General features: G+C 56.1%; 22 protein-coding genes. 8 read left to right on the forward strand and 14 right to left on the reverse strand.

Features of this window, described 5'->3' with window-relative positions; genetic code table 11:
• Positions 1 to 52: 52 nt before the first annotated feature.
• Together ET33_RS33415 and ET33_RS33420 are read right to left on the reverse strand one after the other, a co-directional pair.
• Complete coding sequence (locus ET33_RS33415; RefSeq protein ID WP_036692785.1) at positions 53 to 844, reverse strand: sirohydrochlorin chelatase; 792 nt, start codon at positions 842 to 844, stop codon at positions 53 to 55.
• Between the two features lie 154 nt (positions 845 to 998).
• Positions 999 to 1,289: a YerC/YecD family TrpR-related protein gene (locus tag ET33_RS33420; protein ID WP_010494821.1), complete on the reverse strand. Its 291-nt coding sequence runs from the start codon at positions 1,287 to 1,289 to the stop codon at positions 999 to 1,001.
• A gap of 285 nt (positions 1,290 to 1,574) precedes the next feature.
• Here ET33_RS33420 and ET33_RS38750 point away from each other — a divergent pair, with 285 nt between their 5' ends.
• Both ET33_RS38750 and namA read left to right on the forward strand, forming a co-directional pair.
• Positions 1,575 to 2,129: a hypothetical protein gene (locus ET33_RS38750; protein ID WP_051775973.1), complete on the forward strand. Its 555-nt coding sequence runs from the start codon at positions 1,575 to 1,577 to the stop codon at positions 2,127 to 2,129.
• Between the two features lie 269 nt (positions 2,130 to 2,398).
• A complete protein-coding gene (namA, locus tag ET33_RS33430; protein ID WP_036692734.1) occupies positions 2,399 to 3,406 on the forward strand; it encodes an NADPH dehydrogenase NamA in 1,008 nt (335 codons plus the stop codon).
• A 142-nt stretch (positions 3,407 to 3,548) separates the two neighbouring features.
• Here the strand turns inward: namA and ET33_RS33435 are convergent, their stop codons facing one another.
• A complete protein-coding gene (locus ET33_RS33435) occupies positions 3,549 to 3,767 on the reverse strand; it encodes a GapA-binding peptide SR1P (protein WP_036692736.1) in 219 nt (72 codons plus the stop codon).
• Positions 3,746 to 4,792 (reverse strand): type I glyceraldehyde-3-phosphate dehydrogenase, encoded by a 1,047-nt coding sequence (gene gap / locus ET33_RS33440; protein ID WP_036692738.1) that lies wholly within the window; start codon positions 4,790 to 4,792, stop codon positions 3,746 to 3,748. The genes ET33_RS33435 and gap overlap by 22 nt, the downstream gene beginning before the upstream one ends.
• Positions 4,793 to 5,188: 396 nt before the next feature.
• On the opposite strand from gap, the gene ET33_RS33445 reads away from it, so the two are divergent.
• Positions 5,189 to 5,860 carry an RlpA-like double-psi beta-barrel domain-containing protein gene (locus tag ET33_RS33445; RefSeq protein ID WP_036692740.1) on the forward strand — a complete coding sequence of 224 codons (672 nt, stop codon included), beginning with the start codon at positions 5,189 to 5,191 and terminating at the stop codon, positions 5,858 to 5,860.
• Complete coding sequence (locus ET33_RS33450) at positions 5,853 to 6,935, forward strand: TolB-like translocation protein (protein ID WP_036692744.1); 1,083 nt, start codon at positions 5,853 to 5,855, stop codon at positions 6,933 to 6,935. The genes ET33_RS33445 and ET33_RS33450 overlap by 8 nt, the downstream gene beginning before the upstream one ends.
• A gap of 158 nt (positions 6,936 to 7,093) precedes the next feature.
• Here the strand turns inward: ET33_RS33450 and ET33_RS33455 are convergent, their stop codons facing one another.
• The 4 genes from ET33_RS33455 to ET33_RS33470 all read right to left on the reverse strand — a co-directional run bounded on the left by ET33_RS33455 (position 7,094) and on the right by ET33_RS33470 (position 10,639).
• A complete protein-coding gene (locus tag ET33_RS33455; RefSeq protein ID WP_036692746.1) occupies positions 7,094 to 7,534 on the reverse strand; it encodes an N-acetyltransferase in 441 nt (146 codons plus the stop codon).
• 94 nt (positions 7,535 to 7,628) lie between these two features.
• Entirely contained in the window at positions 7,629 to 9,089 is a 1,461-nt protein-coding gene (locus ET33_RS36870) for a PH domain-containing protein (RefSeq protein ID WP_051775975.1), read from the reverse strand.
• Positions 9,076 to 9,552: a PH domain-containing protein gene (locus ET33_RS33465; RefSeq protein ID WP_036692750.1), complete on the reverse strand. Its 477-nt coding sequence runs from the start codon at positions 9,550 to 9,552 to the stop codon at positions 9,076 to 9,078. The genes ET33_RS36870 and ET33_RS33465 overlap by 14 nt, the downstream gene beginning before the upstream one ends.
• A gap of 208 nt (positions 9,553 to 9,760) precedes the next feature.
• Positions 9,761 to 10,639: a helix-turn-helix transcriptional regulator gene (locus tag ET33_RS33470; protein WP_051775981.1), complete on the reverse strand. Its 879-nt coding sequence runs from the start codon at positions 10,637 to 10,639 to the stop codon at positions 9,761 to 9,763.
• A 129-nt stretch (positions 10,640 to 10,768) separates the two neighbouring features.
• On the opposite strand from ET33_RS33470, the gene ET33_RS33475 reads away from it, so the two are divergent.
• Together ET33_RS33475 and ET33_RS33480 are read left to right on the forward strand one after the other, a co-directional pair.
• Positions 10,769 to 11,995 (forward strand): MFS transporter, encoded by a 1,227-nt coding sequence (locus ET33_RS33475; RefSeq protein WP_051775977.1) that lies wholly within the window; start codon positions 10,769 to 10,771, stop codon positions 11,993 to 11,995.
• Positions 11,996 to 12,021: 26 nt separating this feature from the next.
• Complete coding sequence (locus tag ET33_RS33480) at positions 12,022 to 12,447, forward strand: carboxymuconolactone decarboxylase family protein (protein WP_051775979.1); 426 nt, start codon at positions 12,022 to 12,024, stop codon at positions 12,445 to 12,447.
• A gap of 349 nt (positions 12,448 to 12,796) precedes the next feature.
• Here the strand turns inward: ET33_RS33480 and ET33_RS33485 are convergent, their stop codons facing one another.
• Positions 12,797 to 13,534, reverse strand: coding sequence for a ThuA domain-containing protein (locus ET33_RS33485; protein WP_036692754.1), 738 nt, complete (start codon positions 13,532 to 13,534; stop codon positions 12,797 to 12,799).
• 222 nt (positions 13,535 to 13,756) lie between these two features.
• Here ET33_RS33485 and ET33_RS33490 point away from each other — a divergent pair, with 222 nt between their 5' ends.
• Entirely contained in the window at positions 13,757 to 14,698 is a 942-nt protein-coding gene (locus ET33_RS33490; protein WP_036692758.1) for a helix-turn-helix domain-containing protein, read from the forward strand.
• 359 nt (positions 14,699 to 15,057) lie between these two features.
• Here ET33_RS33490 and ET33_RS33495 read toward each other — a convergent pair whose 3' ends face one another.
• The 3 genes from ET33_RS33495 to ET33_RS33505 all read right to left on the reverse strand — a co-directional run bounded on the left by ET33_RS33495 (position 15,058) and on the right by ET33_RS33505 (position 19,551).
• Complete coding sequence (locus ET33_RS33495) at positions 15,058 to 15,723, reverse strand: hypothetical protein (RefSeq protein ID WP_036692760.1); 666 nt, start codon at positions 15,721 to 15,723, stop codon at positions 15,058 to 15,060.
• A gap of 152 nt (positions 15,724 to 15,875) precedes the next feature.
• Positions 15,876 to 17,027: a glycoside hydrolase family 88 protein gene (locus tag ET33_RS33500; RefSeq protein WP_036692762.1), complete on the reverse strand. Its 1,152-nt coding sequence runs from the start codon at positions 17,025 to 17,027 to the stop codon at positions 15,876 to 15,878.
• 22 nt (positions 17,028 to 17,049) lie between these two features.
• Positions 17,050 to 19,551 (reverse strand): glycoside hydrolase family 2 protein, encoded by a 2,502-nt coding sequence (locus tag ET33_RS33505; protein ID WP_036692765.1) that lies wholly within the window; start codon positions 19,549 to 19,551, stop codon positions 17,050 to 17,052.
• Between the two features lie 118 nt (positions 19,552 to 19,669).
• Between ET33_RS33505 and ET33_RS33510 the strand changes: the two genes are divergently transcribed.
• On the forward strand, positions 19,670 to 20,566 hold the full coding sequence (locus ET33_RS33510; RefSeq protein ID WP_036692767.1) for an AraC family transcriptional regulator: 897 nt from the start codon (positions 19,670 to 19,672) through the stop codon (positions 20,564 to 20,566).
• 120 nt (positions 20,567 to 20,686) lie between these two features.
• Here ET33_RS33510 and ET33_RS33515 read toward each other — a convergent pair whose 3' ends face one another.
• Both ET33_RS33515 and ET33_RS33520 read right to left on the reverse strand, forming a co-directional pair.
• Positions 20,687 to 21,562, reverse strand: coding sequence for a helix-turn-helix domain-containing protein (locus tag ET33_RS33515; protein ID WP_036692771.1), 876 nt, complete (start codon positions 21,560 to 21,562; stop codon positions 20,687 to 20,689).
• 37 nt (positions 21,563 to 21,599) lie between these two features.
• A complete protein-coding gene (locus ET33_RS33520; protein WP_036692774.1) occupies positions 21,600 to 22,136 on the reverse strand; it encodes a PadR family transcriptional regulator in 537 nt (178 codons plus the stop codon).
• Between the last annotated feature and the right edge of the window lie 284 nt (positions 22,137 to 22,420).

Here is a 22,420-nt window from a genome sequence, read left to right on the forward strand (position 1 = left end):
AAATCGTATGAAAGCATTTTTGACCCTTGGTCGTTTGACCGCAAAAAAACTGCTAAAGCCGCGTTCGCATTCCGTCCTGCATCTTATCGACAAAAGGCTTGATCTGCCGCTCAATCCACCGGGAAATGCCGGGATGCGGCAGCAGCGCTTCACCGTTGTACCGATACGAATACCCCTGCAACCGCTCCGGGATGACCGCTTCGGTAAAATACCCCTCGCTCAGGAACAGCGGCGCCACAATGACCGTATGCCCCGGCTTGCGCTTCCGCCATTGCTCCATCCGGTCTGGAATCTGGTTGGGCAGCAGCATCGCCGAAGCCGCTTCGTCGAAGCCGCCGAGCCGTTTCAGGCGCTCCGCCAGCCGCTCCAGTCCCCGCCTCCATCGCTGATGGAAGCCGTTCTCGATGCTCCCGTGGCCGACGAGCAGCACCGTTTCGCGTCCCGGGTCCGTTGACAGCGCTTTGATTTTGGCATAGACGATCTCGGCGATCACCGGGTCGTCGTCGATCGGCGTCGTCAAGTGAATGCGTGCCCGAATAGCGAACGGCACCATGTCCGTCGGCAGCTGCGGCGCTTTTTTGGCGCCCAGCGCATAAGCGATCTCATCGATATGCGTGCTGCCGGACGAAACGAAGAGCGGAACGACGACGATATTCGTAACGCCAAGCGACTCTAAGTGCGTGATGCCGTCCTGGATCAGGCTTCCTTCCACAATTTCCAAAAAGGAGGAAAAGACCGGTATTTCTGCAGGAAGCCGTACGGCGCCGACCGCCTCGTCCACTAATCGGACCCACGACTCGCTCCGGGACCCGTGACTTATCACTAATATACCGTATTTTACCACACCGTATCCCTCCCGGGGGAAAAAGATCGTGTCCCGCAGCATGGCTTCCAGCCGCACGAACACGAAAAATCCCACTCCACCGACCCGGCGAGAAGGATTTGTTCGAGTGCTCCGTTGTAATCGAGTCCGGACGCGGTAAGAGGTAATATTCGTTTTACCTTCCCAGGCGCTCCAGCGTCATTTTGTAGCCGTCGTTGCCGTAGTTCAAGCAGCGCTTGACACGCGAGATCGTAGCCGTGCTGGCGCCGGTCTCCGCTTCAATCTGGTTATAGGTATTGCCCTTGCGCAGCATGCGGGCAACCTCCAGCCGCTGCGATAGCGACTGAATTTCGTTCACCGTGCACAAGTCGTCAAAAAACACATAACATTCCTCTATATCCTTGAGTGTCAGGATCGCCTCGAATAATTGGTCGATCGCTTTATCATTTAACTTTTTCAGCTGCATTACAAATTTTCAACCCCTTGATGGTCTGCTAAGATCGATGAATTCCCAAGTCCATAACCTATTTCGACATCTGGGAGTGAATTCCTCCCTTTAAGTTAGCAAAACGTTGCTATTTTTATGCGGTAGCGAACTAAACCGAAACTGGGCAAAAATCATAAAAATCGTGACAGGAGTCCAATCCAATCATTCGCCCACCACATACAGTATACTAGGAAACCGCCTATAGAGGAAAGTGCGACAAGGTGAACTTTGCGACATTACTATGAATAAAAGGGTTGTGAAACGATGAGCTATCCAAGACAAATGATTGGCAACCGAGGCATGGTGCCCTATCCGCGTGCCGTTACGTACGCGCACCCGCATGCCGCGCCTCAAGTGTACGCTCCGGGCCAGCAGCAAGTATTTACGAGCAGTCTTACGCCCGCCGCAGGGCTGGGCGCAGGCAATCCTTACGGGGATTTCGGAGAATTCGGCGGCGGTAACCCGCTGGCTTTGCAGCCGACGGCCGGGCAGGAGGGAGGCGGTCTTTTTTCCTCTCTGTTCGGAGGCGGCGGCGCAGCGGGCGCAACGGGCGCGGCTGGGGGCGGTGGAGGCTTTAACGTCGAGCAGGTCAAAGGCGTCATTGACAAGCTCGGCGGTGTGGAAGGCATTGTAGAAACCTTCAGCAAAATGCAAAAAATGGTGCAGAGCGTTCAGCAATTCGCCCCGATGCTGAAGGTGCTGTTCGGTTCCTTCGGCAAAAAAGATACGGCCGCCTCTAAGAGCGGGAGCAACAAGTCAGGCAGGAGACGGCGCAGACGCCGGGGAACAACGCAAGGCCGTAGACGGTCGCGCAAATAGCCACCCCAGCCCTATCGCCCGCTGGCCGCTAGGCTTGAAACAATCTAAACCGGCTGTGCCTGCCGTAGGGATACGGTTTGGGTGCAGCTGGTTTTTGGCTTGTGCCTGCGCTATGCGCAAGCTTTGCACCCCGCTGCGTACCTTGCTCGAAGCTTGCGTACAAACTTTTGCCATTCCGCCGAATTACTGCTAAACTAAGATAAGTAGTATACATCATGTAACCAGCTAACCATAGTATAGATAACAATTGCAAAGGATGTGGAAAACGCATGCTGTTCACTTCTTACCCGCTGCAAAAGCTGACGCTCAAAAACCGGATTGTCATGTCGCCGATGTGCATGTACTCCTGCTTCGATGAAACCGGCCGCGTCACGGATTGGCACAAAATCCATTATCCGGCCCGCGCCGTGGGCCAAGTCGGACTCATCATCGTGGAAGCGTCGGCCGTCACCCCTCAGGGGCGCATCTCACCTTACGACCTTGGCATTTGGAGCGACGATCAGGTGCTGGGCCTGCGCGAGCTGACCGGGCTCGTGCACGGACAAGGCTCCCACATCGGCATCCAGCTTGCCCATGCCGGGCGTAAAGCCGTGCTGGACGGACCGATTCTGGCGCCGTCGGCGATTCCGTTCGACGACAAGTCGAAAACGCCGGAAGCGATGACCGCGCAGCAGATCGCCGAGACGGTCGAAGCGTTCAAGGCTGCCGCCGCGCGGGCGAAGGAAGCGGACTTCGACGTCGTCGAGATCCATGCCGCGCACGGCTACCTGATCAATGAGTTCCTGTCGCCGCTGTCGAACCGCCGTGAGGACGAATACGGCGGAGACCGCGACGGCCGCTACCGTTTCCTGCGCGAAATTATCGACAGCGTCAAGACCGTGTGGGACGGACCGCTGCTTGTCCGCATCTCTGCGCACGATTACCATCCGGAAGGCCTCACGCCGGAAGATTACGTCTACTACGCCCGCTTGATGAAAACGCAAGGCGTCGACTTGATCGACGTCAGCTCTGGCGCCGTCGTCAGTGGTCCACCGAAGGTATATCCGGGTTACCAGGTTCCGTTTGCGGAGCAGATCCGCCGCGGCGCCGACGTACCGACCGGAGCCGTCGGCTTGATTACGCAGGCCGAGCAGGCGGAGGAGATTTTGCAGAACGGCCGCGCCGACCTGATCTTCCTCGGCCGCGAACTGCTGCGCGATCCGTTCTGGGCCCGCACCGCCGCCAAGCAATTGCGTGCGGAGCTCGCCCCGCCCAAGCAATATACGCGTAGCTGGTAAGCCTTAGTCCAGCACGCCAAAGCATGAACCCGAACCACAAAAAGCCGGCAGGCTCCCGCGACGCTGTAAGCTCGTCGCAGGGCCGGTCCGGCTTTTTTCTCATGCTGCTAGTTGATCTGGCTGTTTATATCGAACAGGCGCGTCAAGCTTCGAAGACGGTGTGCGATCCGGTTGAGGCGACAGCGGACCCGTCCGCTGCCAGGGAGCGTCCCCGGCCGTCCAAGCATTGCTCATGACTACACTCGCTGTAATAGACCGTAACTTTTCGCGTATCCTGCGTACCGATGACTTGATGGCAATGCTTGCACAGAATCGTCCCGAGGTGCACTTCCTTCTCCGCTACACGAGGGCTTCTTTCCACGCTTCATCGCTCTCCTTTTTCATGGTTTCGGAAACAACTTTCGCCAAATCCATTACCCGGCTCGCATACGCCCATTCGTTATCGTACCAAGCCAGCACTTTGATCTGATCCTCAGCCACCATCAGCGACTGGCCGTCAATAACCGCCGATTGATCGCAGCCAATAAAATCCGAAGAGACGAGCGGCTCGTTGCTGTAGCCCAAATAGCGGGCCATCGGGCCTTCCGCAGCTTGGCGGAACGCCGCCTGCACTTCCTCCAGGCGAACCGGCCGCTTCACCTGTACGGTGAGGTCGACCAGCGAAACGTCCGGCGTCGGGACGCGGACCGAGATGCCGTTCACGTGCGGCGCAAGATGCGGCAGCACGTCAATCAGCGCTTTGCCTACGCCCGTGCTCGTCGGAATGATCGACTGCGTGCAGGCGCGCGCGCGGCGCAAATCGGAATGCGGATTGTCCATGTGCTTCTGGTCGTTCGTGTACGAATGAACGGTGGTCATCCAGCCGTTCTTCACTTGAAACGCCTGATCCAGCACATGCAGCACGGGAGCGACGCAGTTCGTCGTGCAGGACGCGGCGGACAGCAGCGTGTGCTCCTTGGCGTTGTAGCGGCTGTCGTTAACGCCCATGACGACCGTCAAATCCATGCGCTTGCCCGGCGCCGTAATCAGCACCTTGCTCGCGCCCGCCGTCAGGTGCCGCGAAGCGCCTTCCCGGTCGTTGAACTTGCCTGTGGCGTCGATGGCCAGATCCACGCCGAGGTCTTTCCACGAAATGGCCGCCGGGTCGCGCTCGAACACGATGCGGATGCGCTTGCCGTTAATGATCAGATCGTTTCCTTCCTCACGGATATCGGCCTTCCATGTTCCATGTATGGTGTCATATTTGAGCAAATGGGCAATCGTGCCCGCTGGGTATAGTGAGTTAATCGCTTGCAGGCCCATCCCGTTGTCATCCGTATCAAAAGCGCGGCGAACCAGCAATCTGCCGATTCTTCCCATCCCGCTTACGCCAATCGTTCCTGTCATTCCGGTACCCCTCCCAAGCTTGCTGTTGGTTTTGCAACGTCTATATATATATTGTATAACATATAATCAAATAGTACACAATAAATATTTTCATTACATTTTTGTGACGACATATAATCCGACACGGAAAGCCTAATCCAACCACAAGCCGACAAAGAAAAAAGCTGCCCGCGGCAGCTTCGAGAGTGTTGACAAAGCTCTGTTTTTTTTGAGCTCGTTTGGTACTGGAGACGGTACAGATATTTGCCCGAACATATAGTAAGGCTAAATGCTCCCATGAATCTCACCGTATGACGAGGTCTTAGGTTGATTTATACATAATATTTACCTAAAATGGGGAAATTATATAGGAAAAACTTATATAAATTTACATTTCTGAAAGGGGATAAGTATTGCATGGGTATAAAAATAATCAGGTACTGCGTGCTTCTAGCGCTCCTATTTACTACATTCTTTTTCGTTCGGACTCCGAAGATACATGCGCAGCCTGAGCGAATTCCAGAAAAGATGGATCCGGGAACAGTAATCCATTATGTGGCGGATAATAAATACGAGGTGCTTGCAAAAGGCATATCCCTTAGCGATCCTGAAGCCGTTCGTCCCCCTGAAAAAAAAGATAAATATTTGCCGCGCGGTAAAAAAGGAGTTACTGTCGAATACGGCGTAGACGGAAGACCTTCCTACATGAAAGGAGTATCTTTCGGCGGGGAAAGTCCTGGAAGACCAATGCCATATGCTTTAGGAATTGTACAACCTGCATCGAAAGATGGCGAGGTTATGGAGGGGAACGTTTCGATGTATGGGTTAGGCGGCTATTCTAAAAACGAACGCGGATTTCCCCTTGATAATTTTACATGCGCTACAAATCAGGAGATTGATGATCCCCCTTACGGGAGTACTGTTGTCCTGAAAAATCTTGAAAACGGAAAAGTCGCTTACTTAAAAAAGAAAGACGTTGGACGACTTCATACAGGCGTTGTGTTAGACATTCGCCCTCACGTATTTGAGAATGTGCTCGGAGTGAACAGAGAACAGGGATGGTTAAAAGGAGCGTATTTCCATGATTAGTCAAATGGTGAAGAAAAAATACTTCCTTTGGTGTCCTTTAATCGCGGTATTGGCGATGGCGTTTAGTTACCATGCGGTGATGGCAGAAGAGCCCCTCCCTTCAGACCAGTTGTTTATTGTGGCTTCAGATATAAAAGAAGCTACTGACAATGTAAACTTTATTCTTTTTAATTACAGAACACAAGAAACAAACTCCCTTCTCCGAAGGAAAAATACGGTGTTTCCAACCGCGGTATTATCCAGAGATGGAAAAAATCTTTACACGAGCAAGATTCATCAGACCGGTGACGACTCTCCCGACTATATTGAATTGTTTGGGTACGCGATGCCGATCAATCCACGAAACATGTCGGAACTTTTGACGGAGCCCACAAAAATTTGGAATGTAGACTACATGCGGAGCAGTGCGGATAATACCCAAGTATTTATGCGCGTTGTGCAGGCAAAGCGTGATAATGCCCAGCTAGCCGTGTACAATGTCGATTCAAAAAAAATGAACGTTTGGAACGAAAACGATTCTAATAATGAAATTCACTACTTTGATTATTCTCCTGCTTCGCGTACGATTATCGCACTGGAACATTCCCTAGATGAAGAAACGGCTCTTCTTCAACATGCAAATCGGAATCAAGTTGCATTGCCGCCTGTTACCTACCGTGTTGTTCTCTATTCTGAAGATGGCAGGAAACTTCGTGAGATCGCAACCATAAAAAAGCATATTCTCGATATTTCGATTTCCCCCGATGGAAAGCATGCGTTATTCACAGTAACAGATCAGGTAAATTCCAATTCTTTCAACTTAGTGTTTAAGCTTAATTTGGAGAGTGGTTCCTACGAAGAAGTTTTTCGTGATACCGATACTTTTAGGAGAATCAAGCATGCCCAATACGCTTCAGATGGAAACCGCATCTATTTTTCTGCAATTTTGAAAAATGCCCCTGTGTTGAGTGGTGAGGGGCGCAGAAAAGTTCCTGCCCGTAACATTGCCATTTACGACCCGAAAACCAATCAAATGACAAAGGTTTGGTCCATGGAGAAGGGAACAGTCAACCAGTTTCAAGTTTTATATCCGTGATCAATGGATTAAAGCTGAGGTGGGGTATCTACAGGAGGAGCGGTAGCGCTCGTCCTTCTCTGTGGATACCCACCCCTTCGTAACCTCTATTACCTCGATTTGACCACTTTCTCAACAAGCTCAAGCTGCCCGCGGCAGCCTGTTCGATTCATATCAATCTATTCATGATTCCTCATCCATACCATCCGGTACTCTTCCGTCGACGTCTCTTCGTCGATCATTTCCTCTTCGATGCGGAAGCCTTGCTTCTCATAGAAGCGGACGGCGCGCTCGTTCTGGCGGTACACCTGCAGTCGGATCGCGGTCCGGTCTTGTTTTACATGGTCGAGCAGTTGCTTGCCCAGCCCTTTCTTGTGATGCCTGCTGTCGATAAACAAGGCGGCCAGGTAGTCGTCCACCATGGATACAAACCCTGCGACATGTCCGTCTTCCTCGATCACAACCGTGTCCGCCATCGGCAAATACTTCGTCTTCATCTCTTCCGCATTCGTCCGCCAATATTCCGCATCGATAAAAGGATGGGCGGTCAAGGATTCTTGCAGCCACAGCTCAACTAATACATCGAGATCTTGGGGACCGCTCGGTCGGATGCTACTCATTGGATAGTTCACTCCTGCTTGTTCGTTTTTCGAATCATTTCCATAGCGACGATGCGTGCTTGTTTTCCGGGAAAAAGCCTAACGGCTAACGCGGCTATCGCTTATTCCGGTCCATATACCAGCGCGCCAGCTCCCGCGCCTCCTGCTCCGACAAGCCCGCCAAGCGGAAAAATGCGCCGCGTCCGCCCGACGCCACGGCAATCTGCAAGGTAGACAAGCCGAGCCTGCGCTGAAGCGGCCCGATCTCCACGCTGACGGATTGCACCCGCGACAGCGGAATGACCGCCGTCGTCTTCGCCAACCGGCGGAAGCGCAAGACGAGCATCCGGCCTTCCCGGCTCCAGCCCGCGCTCCGGTACCTCCACCATTGCCAGACCATGACGAGCGGACACAGCAGCAGCCCGGCATAAGCCCACGGGGTAATCAAACCGGCGGCCAGCGCAGCCAGCGCCAGCACGAGCGGAGCAGGCAGCGCATAGCACCACAGCGCCCGCCGCGGCAGCGCATGATGCTTCAGCGAAGCCGGAACCTCGAATTGAGGCGTCATCTGCCTCACGAATTCGCCGATCTCGCGGTTGCGAAGCAGCGGGAACAAATGCGCGTTCTCCCCCTTTTGCGCGCCATAGCTGACGGTTTCCACATAAAGCGCCGAATAGCCGAATAGCTGCCACAGCGGCTCTTCCACAATGCGAATCGCCTGAATCCGGCGGAGCGGAACGGTCACCTGCCGGCGTTCCAGCAAGCCTCGGGTCAGGAGCAGCTTGTTTTCTTTGCGCGTGATCGTAAAGTTTGCGAACTTCAAGATGGACGCAATGGCCGAGATCATCCACGCCAGCAGCACAATGCCCAGTGCAAACAAAGGGATCATCGCCGCATCGAGCGCATTCCACAAGTAACGATACACCTGAAAGTCCGGAAACAGCTCGTCGAGCTTGCCCATGGCCGCCGCCAGCAAAGAAACGGACACCCCGAATCCGCCCGTGGTCAGCGCGGCGACGAACAAGCTTCCGACCGGAAGCTTGTAGGTCAACCGCAGCTTGGAAGGGTCGCTTCCGGCAGATAAGACCCCGGGCTCGGGCTGCCCTTGACCTTGACCGTGAGACGCTTTCCCCGGCTCCAGCATGCTTCGCAGCCGCGCGGCGTCCCCGCGGGCAAGCGCCGAGAACACCGCCTCCGGCTTCTGGCCTCCGGCGGTCTGCACCTCGACGCGGACCAGCCCGAACAAGCGGTGCAGCACCCCTTCCGTCACATCGACGGACTGGATGCGCTCCAGCGGGATGAACGTCTTTTTTTGCACGAATACGCCTTGCGTCACCTTAAGCTGTTCTTCCGACACTTCATACCGGAACCGGCGCCAGGACAAAAATCCCCATACGATGGAGCCTACCAGCGCAACCAAGCTCCAGCCGACCTGAAAATAGAGCGAGGCGCCCGACCCGTAACGCGAATGCTTGGATAGAAAAATCACGATAAGCGGCACGATGAGTCCTTTGACGATCTGCAGCGAGACCAGGACGGCGGCAAACGGGTGAAGCCTTCCCTCAGAGGTCTTCATGGGACACCTTCGCCAGCTCCGCAATCCGCACGCGCAGCACTTCCGCCGTCTCGCTCGTCAGCGCGGGGATCTGATGGCTACCTGCCGCCGTGGAGAACGTAATGCCCGCCAGCCCGTAGGCCCGCAGCAGCGGACCTTGATGCGTATCGACATGCTGGATGCGTACCATCGGAATAAGCGTACGCTTGACGAACATGACCCCTTGCTGCAGCATAATTTCGTCTTCCCGCACCTCGTATCGCCACCGTTTCCAGCGCAGCTCGGGCATGACAAGAACCGTCAGGACGATTTCCGCCAGCACGCCCGCCGCAAGCACAACGGGAATCCACCCGGGCCAATGAAAACGATGCGCGAGATAAAATACGGCGGCGGCCAGCAGGGCGGAGACCGCCGAGGAGATGAATCCGCTCCATCTCCAGACGACGATGGCTTTGCGGTCGATTTGTTCCTGCGGCTCGATCATTCGATTTCACTCCAATACGTGGCAAAAAGCTTTTTCGCTTTATTATCGAACAAAACGGGTCCGCTCTGCAACCGGCCCACCCCAATGTCATCCTGAAAAGACAAAAGCCCGACGCGGTTCATGCTGACGCATGCCGTTTCGGGCTTTAGTTCCATGGCTTAGGTGAATGGCGCCGGGGGCATCCCCAGCCACGGCCACCCTCGGTTGGTCATACCGGTTCAGTCGCGCCGGGACGGTCCTTTGCTGCCTCTTCTTGGAGCAGCCCGGCCAGCTTGCGGTCGGTCTCGCCGTCGGGGAGCGGACGATACAGCGTCAGCTTCAGATCCGGATCGTCGTAAAGTTGGAACGTAATATGCTCCATGATCAGCGTGCCCGCCTTGGGGTGCCGCATTTCCTTTTTTCCGATCCGCGTGCCGAAGATGTCGTGTCTCGGCCACCATGTGCGGAACTCCGGACTAAGCTCTGTTAATTCTTCGACCAATGCCTTGAACCACGGTTCACCGACGAACCGGCTGCAGGTCGAGCGGAATTGCGCCAGCAGCCGCTGTGCGTGGTCTTCCCAATCCGCCAGCAGCGCCCGGTATGCAGGCGAAGCAAAGCAGCGCCAGATCGCGTTCCGCTCCTTATCGTTCATCTGGTTAAAATCGCCGAACACCACGCACGCCGCTTGATTCCAAGCGATGACGTCCCAGCGATGATCGGTGACGTAAGCCGGGCAGTCGGCAAAATGGTCCATGAAATTTTGCAGCACGGGATGCGCTTTGTCTTTATGCGATATGGCGGCTTGGGCTGGCGGCAGCTGCTGATGTGCCAGCAGGAACAAGTGATTCCGCTCCTCCACGCTCAAACGAAACACCTGGGCGAGGCTTTCCAATACTTCGGCCGACACATGGATGTCTCTCCCCTGCTCCAGCCACGTATACCACGTCAAGCCTACCCCGGCCAGTTGAGCTAGTTCTTCGCGCCGAAGCCCTTTGGCTTTGCGCCGGGGGCCTGTCGGCAATCCGAAATCTGCGGGCAGTAGCCGGCTTCGGCGGGACTTCAGGAAATCCCCCAGTTCTTTTCTCCGCTCCTGATCTTGACGAATCACAGGGCTTTCTCCTCCCAAAACCGTTACTCCGAATACTAGGATAAACAAGAATCTATTTAGATGATTGTAGTTCCTATAACATGACGTTGTAAAGAAATCCATCCACCGGACAAGGAGGTGATTCGGATGAAAGCTTCCGTTGCTGAAGCGACGCAACGTTCCCTTTTAACACGCGGCTTGGTGTTTCTTATGGCCGTAACCTGTGGTTTTACCGTAGCCAATGTGTATATCAACCAGACGCTATTGGTGAGCATGGCGCATACGTTCCGGACGACCGACGTGCAGATCGGACTGGTGGCCACGTTGGTTCAGATCGGCTATGCACTCGGTAACCTGTTTCTCGTACCGCTCGGGGACCGGGTGGAGCGGCGGCGGCTGATTATCGCGCTGCTTGGTCTTGTCAGCCTCGCCTTGGCGTTGGCCGCGCTGGCACCGAGCGCAAGCTGGCTGATTGCCGCCCATCTACTGATCGGCGCGACGACCGTTGTCCCGCAGATCGTCTTTCCCTGGGCCGCGGAGCTGGCCGATGTCCGGCAGCGCGGCAACGTGCTGGGTAAGGTCGCTATCGGACTCATCTTCGGTATTTTCGGCGCCCGGCTGCTCAGCGGAATCGTCGACGCCCAGCTCGGCTGGCGGGCGATGTACTGGATTTCGCTCGTCTGCATGCTGCTGCTCATCGGGTGGGTATGCTGGAAGTTCCCGAGGAGCAAGCCGTCCGGCGCTCTGACGTACGGAGCGCTTTTGCGGTCCTTGGGGCCGTTATTTTTAAAGGAACCCGTCCTGCGGCAAGCTTGCTTGAGTCAAGGCATGATGTTCGGCGCGTTCAGCGTATTTTGGACCACCCTGGCGTTCCTGCTGAAATCGCCCGAGTACTCGCTAGGAAGCGAATTCGTCGGTATCGTGGGTTTGGTCGGTTTCGGAGGCGTGTTTGCCTCGCCCGTCGTCGGACGCATCATTGACCGCAAAGGCGCGTGGTTTGCCAACCTGCTGTGTCTGCTCGTCGTAGCGGCTTCGTTCCTGCTTCTTGCGGTTTCGAGCAACCGGCTGCCATTCCTGCTGCTCGGCGCATTCCTGCTCACCGTCGGCACGCAAGCGAACCAAGTCGCCTGCCAAGCGCGGATCTTCGCGCTGTCTGCCGAAGCTCGCAGCCGGTTGAACGGTTTGTACATGGTTTCGGCCTTTTTGGGCGGCGCGGCAGGCTCCTATCTCGGAGTACTGGCGTGGAGCCACGGGCAGTGGAGCATGGTGTGCCTCACAGGATCGCTCATGGTTGCCGCGTCGTTCGGCGGGCTGGTCGGACGACGCAATCCAGTGCATGGGGCGAGAACCACCGAGGAAAAGTCTGGAATTTAATAATAAAGGTAAAAGGAGCTTCTATTATGTCATCTTCTCACGAACAAACGTACCAAAGGGGCTTAGATATTTTAGCCCAAATCGATAAAGAAAATTATCAGGCTATTGTCGACAGCTTCAAGCACTCCCCCGCTCCCGATCTAGGGAGGCTCGCCGTCGAATTTAATTACGGACAGCTGTTCTCCCGTCCCGGATTGGATTTGAAATCCCGCTTGCTGGCCTCCGTCGCGGGCTTGACGGCACTGGGGAACACGCAGCAATTGCGGTTTTATATTAATGGAGCGCTTAACGTCGGCTGGACCGAGGAAGAGATTGTGGAAACGATCCTGCAGATGATCATCTACGCCGGATTCCCGGTCGCGCTGAACGCGATCTTCACGGTCGCTCGGGAGGTGTTCGAAAGCAGGAGAGCGAACGAAGGCAGTCACGGTGAGAGTCAGGCGGCGGAATAACAAAACGGATGCGGATGAGCTAGCGAAGGCAGATAAGAATGAGCCTAAGCGTATGCGAATGAGGAGGAGTGAGCCAAGCGTGGGCTGTTGACGAGGACGAGCAGGGATAGGCGACGGCAGGCGGGAATGGTTAATTCGGACAATTTACAATTGACGGCCGGCAGGTACGTGCAGGGACCGACAGGGACGCCACAGCTTACGTTCAAACCTCTGCCCAAATTATGGCCTCTTCGAAAAAGGGGTAGGCCTGACATTGCCTCGCACAAGGGGAATACGACGAAAAGACCGCTGCGACGGCTGGAAACCAGCACTTTCGCGGCGGTCTTTCTTATGGCTATGCGATCGAGAATTAAGCGTTCGCTTTCCCTTTAATCGCTTCGAGCGGCTTGTGGTTGCCGTATTTCGGATACTCGCGCGTCGTTGGCGCGGCCCATTGGGCGGCATTGCGGATGACGCGGCGCACCTGCTCGTTGTAATAGGTCGGGTACGTTTCGTGACCCGGACGGAAGTAGAAGATTTTGCCTTGTCCACGATGGAACGTGCAGCCGCTGCGGAATACCTCGCCGCCCTCAAACCAGCTGACCATAATCAGCTCGTCCGGCTGCGGGATATCAAAATGCTCGCCGTACATTTCCTCGGCCGGCAGCTCGATATATTCGCCGATGCCTTCGACGATCGGATGGCCCGGGGATACGACCCAGATGCGCTCTTTCTCGTCGGCTTCGCGCCATTTGAGGTCGCAGCCGGTGCCCATGAGCTTTTTGAAAATTTTCGAAAAATGCCCCGAATGCAGCACGATCAGCCCCATACCGTGCAGGACGCGCTGATGCACGCGCTCTACGATTTCGTCCTGAACGTCGCCATGGACTTTATGACCCCACCAGATCAGTACGTCGGTGTTGTTCAGCTTTTCTTCGGTCAAGCCATGCTCCGGCTCGTCTAGCGTCGCGTGGGCTACTTCGAAGTCCGCGCCCAGCCCTTCGCCGATGGCCGTGTGAATGCCGTTCGGATATACGGAACGCACAATCTCGCTTTCTTTTTCATGACGGAATTCGTTCCAGACGGTTACGCGCAGTTTTTGGCTCATGAGAATCCCTCCACATTGGAATTGAAGCGTTTCTTACAGTATAGTGAATCCCTTTGCAAAAAGATATTCCCAATCCTGTTTCGTCTGTATGCAAAACTGCCATCAACGTCCGTTTCGTGATATACTGAATTACATAATGTGCCTAGAGAGGCTATAAACCGATCTATTCAAAAATGTCTTACCGCTATTGTATATACCGAAGCGAGGTGCGCCTGCGAACCGATGAAAACCGTCGTCGAAATGCCAATGGAAACGGCCAGCGAGGAGGAGGTTATTTACCAGAACCCGCTGCTGTTCTTAAAAATATGGGAAATTTGCTCGGATTCGCCCCACCACGGCCTCTCGGAGAAATGCCGGTGGCATTACCACAAGGAAGTGGAATTTCTAGCCATCATCGAGGGGCGGCTCGGCATCCAGACGAAGCACGAGTATACCGTCATCGGTCCCGGCGATCTGATCGTGCTCGGGTCCTCGCAGCTCCACCGGACGGCCAAGCTCGATCCGGGGAGGCTTCGCTATATCGTGTTCCAGGTCGATTTGTCCCAGCATTTCGACCAGAGCACGATGCCTTACCTGCACTGCTTCTCGGAGCTGACGCAGCCGCTGTGGAAGCTGAATTATATTTTCCGCGACAACGCAGATGCGCGGCAGGAAGCGTACGCGCTCATCATGGATATCTTCGCAGAGTCCCAAAGCCGGATGCGCGGCTACGAGCTGGCTATCAGCGCTTCGATCAAGCGGCTGATGCTGCTGCTCATGCGCACCGACACGGAGGGCGTGCTCGGCGGCGTGGAGGACACCGAGCTGACCCGGCTCCGCCCGGCGCTCGATTACGTCGACCGGCATCTGAGCGAGAAAATCGCCGTGGAGGACATGTGCGGGCTGCTGAACCTGAGCTACCACTATTTCATCAAGTATTTTAAGAAGGTGATGGGCCTCTCCTTCGTCGATTACGTCAACTACAAGCGCGTGAAAAAAGCCGAACGCCTGCTGCTGACGCGCGATCTGAGCATCGTCGAGGTCGGCTTCGAGGTCGGCATCCCCAACATGGCCCAGTTCTACAAGCTGTTCAAGCGGCATAATCACTGCTCGCCGAAGGAGTTCAAGCAGCGGATGCGCGGCGAAGCCGGTGTCGGTGTTAGCGAAGCCGCACCGCAGGCGTAGACAGCGGGTGGGGGACGCAGGCGGGAGAGTGCAGTTGGCGAGATGGGACGGCGGGCTGATGGGCCTAAAGTATGGAGCGACGGGGGCACGGGAATCCAATACGCCGACAAGGGCGAGCGGCTTAAGGGCTCCATACAAAATAGAGGAACTCAAGTAACTTATTCCCTCCGAACTAGGGGTGTCTGCGAAAATAGAGGAAGTACACTTCCTCTATCAGCCTTCTTCCGCACGACATGCACATTTTTCGACACGTATAAAGCATCCCAGTTCCGCTACACGCCCGGGACCACCCAAAAGAAACTAATTAGCGCATCCCAGATGCTCTATTTGTCCATCACCTGCTAAAAACCGCACTCCCGCTACAAAAACATCGGCTTCCCATGCGGATTCAGCAGGTAAGCCCGAACGCGCACGGTGCCCGAAGCCGGCACCAGCACCTGGCGCTTCAGAAGGCCCTGCAACAGCTCCCGCGCATACCGCACACTTACCCCTAAGTGCCGGCTCACTTCCGCAGGGGTCACCTGCCGCTGTTTATGAAGGAGCAAGCGCACAATTTCTTTCTCCTTCAGGGTCAACGCGATCGGCACACTCTCGTCCCCAAACCACCTGCCCATCAGCTGCTGGATCATTTGCTGACAGCGCCGCGGCTTCTCTTTAATATCGTCGTAAGCAAAACGAAGCACCTTCCAATCGTCGATCACCAGATGGTTCTGTCTGACAAGCTGGTCGGCAAATTGCCAGCGGCTCGCATCCCGACTATGTGGACCGTAGCCGTCGATTTCGAAGCATACTTTGAACGGCGGGCGCAGATAGGCAAAATCCAAGTAGCGGGTTCCATCCTTGAAATCATGAACTTCGAACTCCGGATGCAGGTGCTCAAAACGTCCGACAGCCGGCCACCACACCTCCTGCAGAAAAAGCTTCTCCGCATGTCCAAGCCCCTCCTTCAACCGCCGCTGCCTCTCATCCGCTGCCGACTGCACATGTGCATGCAAAAAAGCTTCGTAAGCGTCTTGAAATCTCATCCCCCAGTCCACCTCCGGAAAAATAAAAAACCGCCCAATCCCCATTACCGGAGATGGACGGTGTGTGCTTCACAACCAATTCGTATACCTTATCATAACGAATCAACTAGCAACAAGCAAGGCGCGGAGGTAAGAGTCTCCTCCCCCATCGCCTAAAAAATCCGGTTCTGCCAGCCGAGCAGCTTCGCGATAGCTTCCACGTAGTAATAATCGCCGTAGATCAACGAGACGTCGATATTCTGCCCAGCCGGTTTGTTCCCTGTTCCTGCGAGCAGAATACCCTCGTGCTCCGGACGGTCCCACGTCGCGTAATGCCGCGTCAGCGAGAGCAGGATGCGCTCCGCTGCTCGGCGGTACACCGCGCCTTCAACCCCCGGGAGCGCCGCGCCCAGCTCGATCAGGCCGGAAACAGCGCATGTCGCCGCGGACGTATCGCGCGGCTCGTCGTCGAGCGGGTCGGCGGCGCGGAAATCCCAATGCGGCACGTGATCGTCCGGCAGGCAGGCCAGGAAGTAATGCGCCACCTGCTGCGCCGCATACAAATACCGCTTGTCGCCCGTGTAGCGGTACGTGTTCGCCATGCCGTGCAGCGCCCACGAAGCGCCGCGGCTCCAGGACGAGTCCGGCCCGTGGCCTTGGCCGCCAAGCGGCTCGATCAGCTCACCCGTCTGCGGGTCGAAGCTAAGAATGTGGTTCACCGAGCCGTCCGGGCGGATGAACTTATTCACGACCGTATCGGCATGCGCTCTGGCGATATGGTCAAAGCGGGGATCGCCGATCTCCTGCGCCGCCCAGAACAAGATGGACAAGTTCATCGACGAATCGACGATCGACCAGCCGATCTTATCTTGATTCCACGCACGCAGGAAGCTGCCCGCAATATTGAACCGTCCCGCTAGGAAGTTCGCAGCCTGCAAGCCGCGGCGCTTGGCGTCCATGTCGCCGGTCAGCTTGTATTTGATGACGGAGGTAGGAAGAAACTGGAACCCTACGTCATGGTGGAAATTATTATCTTGAATCGTTTTCTGCTCGAATTTTTCGTCCCAAGCCCATGCGGCTTCCCGGTAATGTTCTTTTCCGGTCATGTCGTACATGATCCACAGAATGCCCGGCCAAAAGCCGGCCGTCCACCAATCCAGCCGCATATCGTCGTACAGACCATCGGCTTTGGCCACGTGCGGCGATTTCTCTCCAAGCTGCCCGATCATCCGGTCCACCTTCACCTGCAAAGCGTCCCAAATCGCCGGGAGCGCCGCCTTCAGGTCGGACGCTTGCGCCCATTTGCTCGTATCGATCGATGTCATGCGTGAAACTCCTCCTATTGATTTATATCGTAATAAACGCCGTAGCCATCCCTTCGCAAGCCGCACTGACCACCGACACCCGCGGATGCCCTGCGCCAGACTTGCTGTTGCCGCCGGCAAGCGACGCTGCCGGACCTCCGGCCGTGACGAAGTCCGTGACCGAGATACCCGCCGGCAAGCCGCCCTGTGGATCGATGTAAATCCCGGCCCGCCCCGTGGCGAGCTGGACTAGCCGTGAACCGCGGATCGTCCCGAGGCCGTCCAGCAGCCGGCCGTCGCCCGCAAGACCGAAGCGGACGAAGCCCGCCGCATCAGGGCAGAACACGCCCTGGGCATCGTATGCCCGTGCTTCCACATAAACCCGTCCGTCCGCCTGCGGCTCGGCCGTCAGCCGCAGCTCCGCCGGGGCGCCCCAGACTGCTGTCTGGTACTCGAAGGTCAGCTCGTCCTCCACGGTCACGCCGTCTTTTACCGCGACGACCTTTACGTGGTTCATACCCGCTTCCAGCGCTGTCTCCCAACGCAAGCCTGCGGCCGGGAAATTTTTCGAATCGCGCTTCTTCACGCCGAGGCTCCGGCCGTTCAGGAACAGCTCCGCCTCCACGCAGTTGGAGTACACCTTGATCGTCTTCCGCTCGCCCGGCGCGCCCCAGCGGACCGGCATGGAATGCCCGTAGATGCGGACCATCGGTTTTGTCGCCCAATATGATTGGAAGACGTAGTACGCTTCTTTTTTCGTAAAATCGCGTTCGACGATCCCCTTCATGTTCAAATACGGAATCGGCGAATCCGGACGCACCGGCGTCGCAAAATCTTTAAACGACCACTGCGCCGCGCCAGTCAGCCAATCCATGTTCTCCTGCGACTTCAAGTACCAGTCGATCATTTCGCAAAAATACGTCTCGGACCAATCGCCGTCCCGGGAGACACGCGGCTCGCCGCCACTCAGCAGGTAGTCGCCGTCGCGCTCGTCTGTCGTGCCGTTGCCACGGGGGATAAATTCGAAGCCCGTGTACGTCTTCTCCACATGCCGGGTCGGCAAATTATCCGCGCCCCACTCTATATGGAAGAATGAGCGCACATTCTCGAATGCCGAACGGCAGCTTGCTTCGTAATCGGTGTAAATGCCGCGATACCAGCCCGCCCAAATGGAGGGCGAGTACACGTCGACGATGTCTTTGCAAAACTCGCAGCGGCGGATCGAGGTCAGCCGGCCCGGGTCGAGCTGATGCGACAGGTCGTGAAGCTCCTTCATGAAGCGGCGGATGTCTTCCTGATCAAAATAGTCGAAGTCGCACTCCCAATCGTTCTCGTTGCCGAGTCCCCACAGAATGACCGACGGATGATTGTAATGTTGTTCGATCATCGCCGTCAGCATGTCCCGGCACTGCTGCCGGTAGCTTTCACCACCAAGACCGCCGCGGCACCATGGGATTTCCTCCCAGACGAGAATGCCCAGCTCATCGCACTGCTCCAGCACGATACGCGATTGCTGGTAATGGCCGAGGCGGATGAAGTTTGCGCCCATCTCCTTGATGAGCTGCATCTCGTAGCGGATCATCTCCTCCGTCATCGCCGGTCCTGCGCCCGCATGATCCTCATGCCGATGCGTCCCACGAAGCAGAAGCCGCTCGCCGTTCAGCTTGAACGGGCCGTGCTCGACGAATTCGAAATACCGGACGCCGAACCGTTCCGCAAGCTCCGTCTCGCCGTGTACGCTTTCCGCCCGAACGCTGCAGCCGTACAGGTACGGATCATCCGTGCTCCACAGGTGCGGATCGGCCAGCTCGTAGACCGCCAGCTCCTTCTCGCCCTCCCAAGGCAGGCAGCTCACGCTCGATTCCGCAAGCACATCTCCAGCGCGGTCCGTCAGCCGGATCGTCAGCTTGAGGCTCTCCCGCTGCGCATTCGGATTGTACAGCTTGGCTCTGACTTTCACGGTACAGTTCTGCTTCCCATCCCCTGCCGCTAAGCGGCTCGTATCCGCTTCCACATGAACCCGCGCAAGCGACACGGCAGGCACATACACAAGATTCAAATACCGGTAAATGCCCCCATACAGGTTAAAATCGCTCGCCTCCGACGGAATCGTCTCCAGCTCCCGGCTGTTGTCGCACGCGACCGCCACCGGGACCAGCCCTTGATACCGCTCGATAGTCGCCGCTTCGGCCGCCGCCTCGGTGATGTCGACCGTGAACTCGTCATAGCCTCCGAGATGCGAGCCGACCTTGCTCGTATACACATAGACATCCGTACGCTGTCCGGCGCCTTCAAAATGCAGCAGCGTCCGCCCGTTCGGATACGGATTGTTTACCGCCAATTTCGTCCGGTACCAGCCCTGCCCCTGATAATATGTATCGTCCGGGTCCATGACGTCGAGCGCATTGTACGTATGCGGCAGCTCCACCTTGTGCCACGGCACATTGTAGTGATTTTGAAGCTTGTCGGCCCGCCATACTTCCCACGGACCGCCGAGGCTGCCCCGGTAATGCTCCCATGCTTCGATTAACCGCCGTTTGATCATTGTGAGGCCATCCCTTTCGAACCAATAAAGTATGCCTTCAGCATAACAAAAAAAACGCCCGTATAGTTTGGCGCTCTTATGATAAAATGTTGTTATATTACGGTGGAGGTCCACGCGCATGAAGCAGATGAACTACTTGAACCTGAATCGTCATCCCGTGCAGCTATCGTTTTACAAAGACCGGACGAACGAGTTCGTCGAAATCTACCACGCGCATCAGGGAATGGAGCTTTTATATGTCCATGAAGGGCAAGGAACTGCCGTTGTAGAACAACAAATTTTCCAGATGTCCCCCGGCACCGTCTTTTGCTTCAAGCCGTTTCAATTGCATCGCATCCGGATCGGCGAGCTGCCCAAGCAGCCGTATGTGCGCTCTTTGTTCGTGTTCGAACCCGCCGTGCTCGACGAGACGCTCGCTCCGTTTCCCGGACTTCGGGCTTTTTTCCAATCGCTGTGGAAAGACCCGCTGGCCCCCCAGGTGTACCGGACGCCGGAACCCGCCGCCATGGACGCGCTGCTCCGCTCCCATCTTCCCCGCCTTGCGCCCAAGGAGGACTCCGAGCTGCTGCTGGAAGAACAGCTGCTGTTCCTGACCGCGTTCGTGCATCACTTGAAAGCGGCGGCGGAACCCGCCGGCTCACCGCTGACGGAACGTCCCGCGCTCCCTAAAGCATCGGCCACCGCCGAGAAAATTATGGCTTGGATCGAACAGCATTACATGGAGCCCTTCGAGCTGGAACGGCTCGCGCAGGAGATTCATTTGTCCCCGAATCACGTATCCGCCGTCTTCCGGCAATCGGTAGGCAGCAGCATCACCGAATATTTGACGGCGCGCCGCATCCGGCAAGCGTGCTGGCTGCTGCGGACCACCGATAAGCCGGTACAGGACATCGGCCGGGCGGTCGGGCTTGGCAACTTCTCGTATTTTTGTCAATTGTTCAAGAAACAGGTCGGCCTCACGCCGAACCGGTTTAAACGGGAACCATACGAAGCGGACAGCAAGCGGAAGCCTTGATCTTTGGATGGGAACGGAATTGTCGCATAAGAGACCGGCTGGAAACAGCCGGTCAATCTATACCACCGAAGAGAGAGCGCTTTGATTTCGATGGGCACGCCGCCTACGCCCGGGCCCGGCTTACGAGGTCTCCCCACCGTTCATCCCCTCTGCCGCCGGCCCGCGCCTTGCGAATTGCTTGCGGTATTCGCTCGGGGACAGGCCGGTCTGCTTTTTGAAGACGCGGGAGAAATAATACAGCTCGAGTCCGACCTTCTCGGCTACATCCGTCACCGTCAATTCGGTAGCAGACAGCAGTTCCTTCGCTTTATCCATCCGCTTGCGGTTAATGTAGGCAATCGGAGAAAGCCCCAGCATTGTTTTGAAATATTGCATGAAGTAATTGGGATGAAAATGCACGAGCCGCGCCAGTTCTTCAACCGTGATCCGTTCCTGCAGATGCTCGTCCACGTAGTGGAGCACCGTGTTGATTTTTCCCGTTTCGGACATCGGCGCAAGTCGCAGCCCCCGCTCCCGCTCCAGCACTCCATCCATATACCCGGAAACGATCTCCAGCAGCACCGATTTGATGCGCAGTGGAGCCGTCAGCGACGGATCGTTGTACAGCCCGATCAAGTCCTGGAACTGCTTCTCAAGCCCGGCCTCGTCCTGCACGTCGATGCAGTGGGGCAGCTCCAGCATTTGAAACAGGTTTACGTCTCCAACCGTTGCCGTAAAATGGCACCAATATTTGCCGAAGCCGTTGTCGCCGAGCCGGCCGAACGATAGCCGCATCCCGGCCGGCAGCAGCAGCAATTGTCCCGGCTTCGGGTGGTAGAGCCGATCGCGCAGCCGAATCCACCCTTCCCCCTCGCGTATATAATAAAGCCGGTTCACATCCGGCAGCTCGTTGATGCTCCGCCAATTCGGCCCTACCTTGGAGTAGTAGGCCATCATCACCGTCATTTGCGTATTGTCCAGATAGCTGCGCATCCGTTGAAGCTGATTAGTGTCCATCGCAGAGCCGCTCCTCGCGCCGGAATGCTGCTTGGCGCTACATTTTTTGGATTAATTGATCGCACCAGTCCATATACAGGCGCTCATATCGAATGCCGAACTCGACGACCGAGATGGTGGCGGCAATCGGGTCCCTGCTATCAGACGTGGTAAGCATGGCTTGCAGCTCCGCAACTTTTTTCTCGTACGCAGCCAGTCTTTCTTCATGCTGCCTCTTGATTTCCTCGAGTCGTCCGATCATCCGCTCGGGATCGACAAGCCAAATATTGTAGGCCTTCAACAAAAAATCGTCGCGGATTCTCTCCAGCTCCCCCGATTCGAGCGTCCACTGGATGAGGGCGTCCCGGCCGGCTTCCGTAATTTCGTACAATTTGCGGGCGGGGCGGTTGGCCTGCTGCTCGATGCCTTGCAGCTTGACCAGACCTTCTCCTTCCATTTTGGACAATTCGGGATACACCTGATTGCTGCCCACTTTCCAAAAGGGGCCGAACCGGTCGTTCATTTGCTGCTTGATATCGTAACCGCTTAGCGGCTCACGCGCCAATAAAGAAAGCAAAGCATAACGAATGGACATGAAGACAACTCCTCTGATTTGGCCTTGATTTCTTCATATTACCACATTGCTTGATAGGTTAAAAATAACCTATTTGAGTTTGTTGAGAAAGTAGTCAACTGAGGTAATAGAGGTGTACGAGGGGTGGGGTATCTACTTCCGGTCGCTGCTCCACCCCACAAAGTGAAGTTGAATCAGGGAAGCTTAGTCTGGGTACTTTGCGGGGACCCCGGGTCTGCAGGAAATTTTATTAGAAGCCGCTTAGTAGCGGGTATTTCCTGCAGACAAAGGCGAACGCTATCGCT

Origin of the sequence: Paenibacillus tyrphae (assembly GCF_000722545.1) — a bacterium.
Taxonomy (GTDB): Bacteria; Bacillota; Bacilli; order Paenibacillales; family NBRC-103111; genus Paenibacillus_G; species Paenibacillus_G tyrfis.

Coding starts and splice junctions, on each gene's coding strand:
- ET33_RS33450 (WP_036692744.1), top strand. CDS start 5,853: ATGATTAGTCAAATGGTGAAGAAAAAATACTTCCTTTGGTGTCCTTTA.
- ET33_RS38750 (WP_051775973.1), top strand. CDS start 1,575: ATGAGCTATCCAAGACAAATGATTGGCAACCGAGGCATGGTGCCCTAT.
- ET33_RS33455 (WP_036692746.1), bottom strand. CDS start 7,534: ATGAGTAGCATCCGACCGAGCGGTCCCCAAGATCTCGATGTATTAGTT.
- ET33_RS33495 (WP_036692760.1), bottom strand. CDS start 15,723: ATGAGATTTCAAGACGCTTACGAAGCTTTTTTGCATGCACATGTGCAG.
- ET33_RS33510 (WP_036692767.1), top strand. CDS start 19,670: ATGAAGCAGATGAACTACTTGAACCTGAATCGTCATCCCGTGCAGCTA.
- ET33_RS33505 (WP_036692765.1), bottom strand. CDS start 19,551: ATGATCAAACGGCGGTTAATCGAAGCATGGGAGCATTACCGGGGCAGC.
- ET33_RS33500 (WP_036692762.1), bottom strand. CDS start 17,027: ATGACATCGATCGATACGAGCAAATGGGCGCAAGCGTCCGACCTGAAG.
- ET33_RS33515 (WP_036692771.1), bottom strand. CDS start 21,562: ATGGACACTAATCAGCTTCAACGGATGCGCAGCTATCTGGACAATACG.
- namA (WP_036692734.1), top strand. CDS start 2,399: ATGCTGTTCACTTCTTACCCGCTGCAAAAGCTGACGCTCAAAAACCGG.
- ET33_RS33420 (WP_010494821.1), bottom strand. CDS start 1,289: ATGCAGCTGAAAAAGTTAAATGATAAAGCGATCGACCAATTATTCGAG.
- ET33_RS36870 (WP_051775975.1), bottom strand. CDS start 9,089: ATGAAGACCTCTGAGGGAAGGCTTCACCCGTTTGCCGCCGTCCTGGTC.
- ET33_RS33485 (WP_036692754.1), bottom strand. CDS start 13,534: ATGAGCCAAAAACTGCGCGTAACCGTCTGGAACGAATTCCGTCATGAA.
- ET33_RS33465 (WP_036692750.1), bottom strand. CDS start 9,552: ATGATCGAGCCGCAGGAACAAATCGACCGCAAAGCCATCGTCGTCTGG.
- gap (WP_036692738.1), bottom strand. CDS start 4,792: ATGACAGGAACGATTGGCGTAAGCGGGATGGGAAGAATCGGCAGATTG.
- ET33_RS33480 (WP_051775979.1), top strand. CDS start 12,022: ATGTCATCTTCTCACGAACAAACGTACCAAAGGGGCTTAGATATTTTA.
- ET33_RS33520 (WP_036692774.1), bottom strand. CDS start 22,136: ATGTCCATTCGTTATGCTTTGCTTTCTTTATTGGCGCGTGAGCCGCTA.
- ET33_RS33445 (WP_036692740.1), top strand. CDS start 5,189: ATGGGTATAAAAATAATCAGGTACTGCGTGCTTCTAGCGCTCCTATTT.
- ET33_RS33490 (WP_036692758.1), top strand. CDS start 13,757: ATGAAAACCGTCGTCGAAATGCCAATGGAAACGGCCAGCGAGGAGGAG.
- ET33_RS33475 (WP_051775977.1), top strand. CDS start 10,769: ATGAAAGCTTCCGTTGCTGAAGCGACGCAACGTTCCCTTTTAACACGC.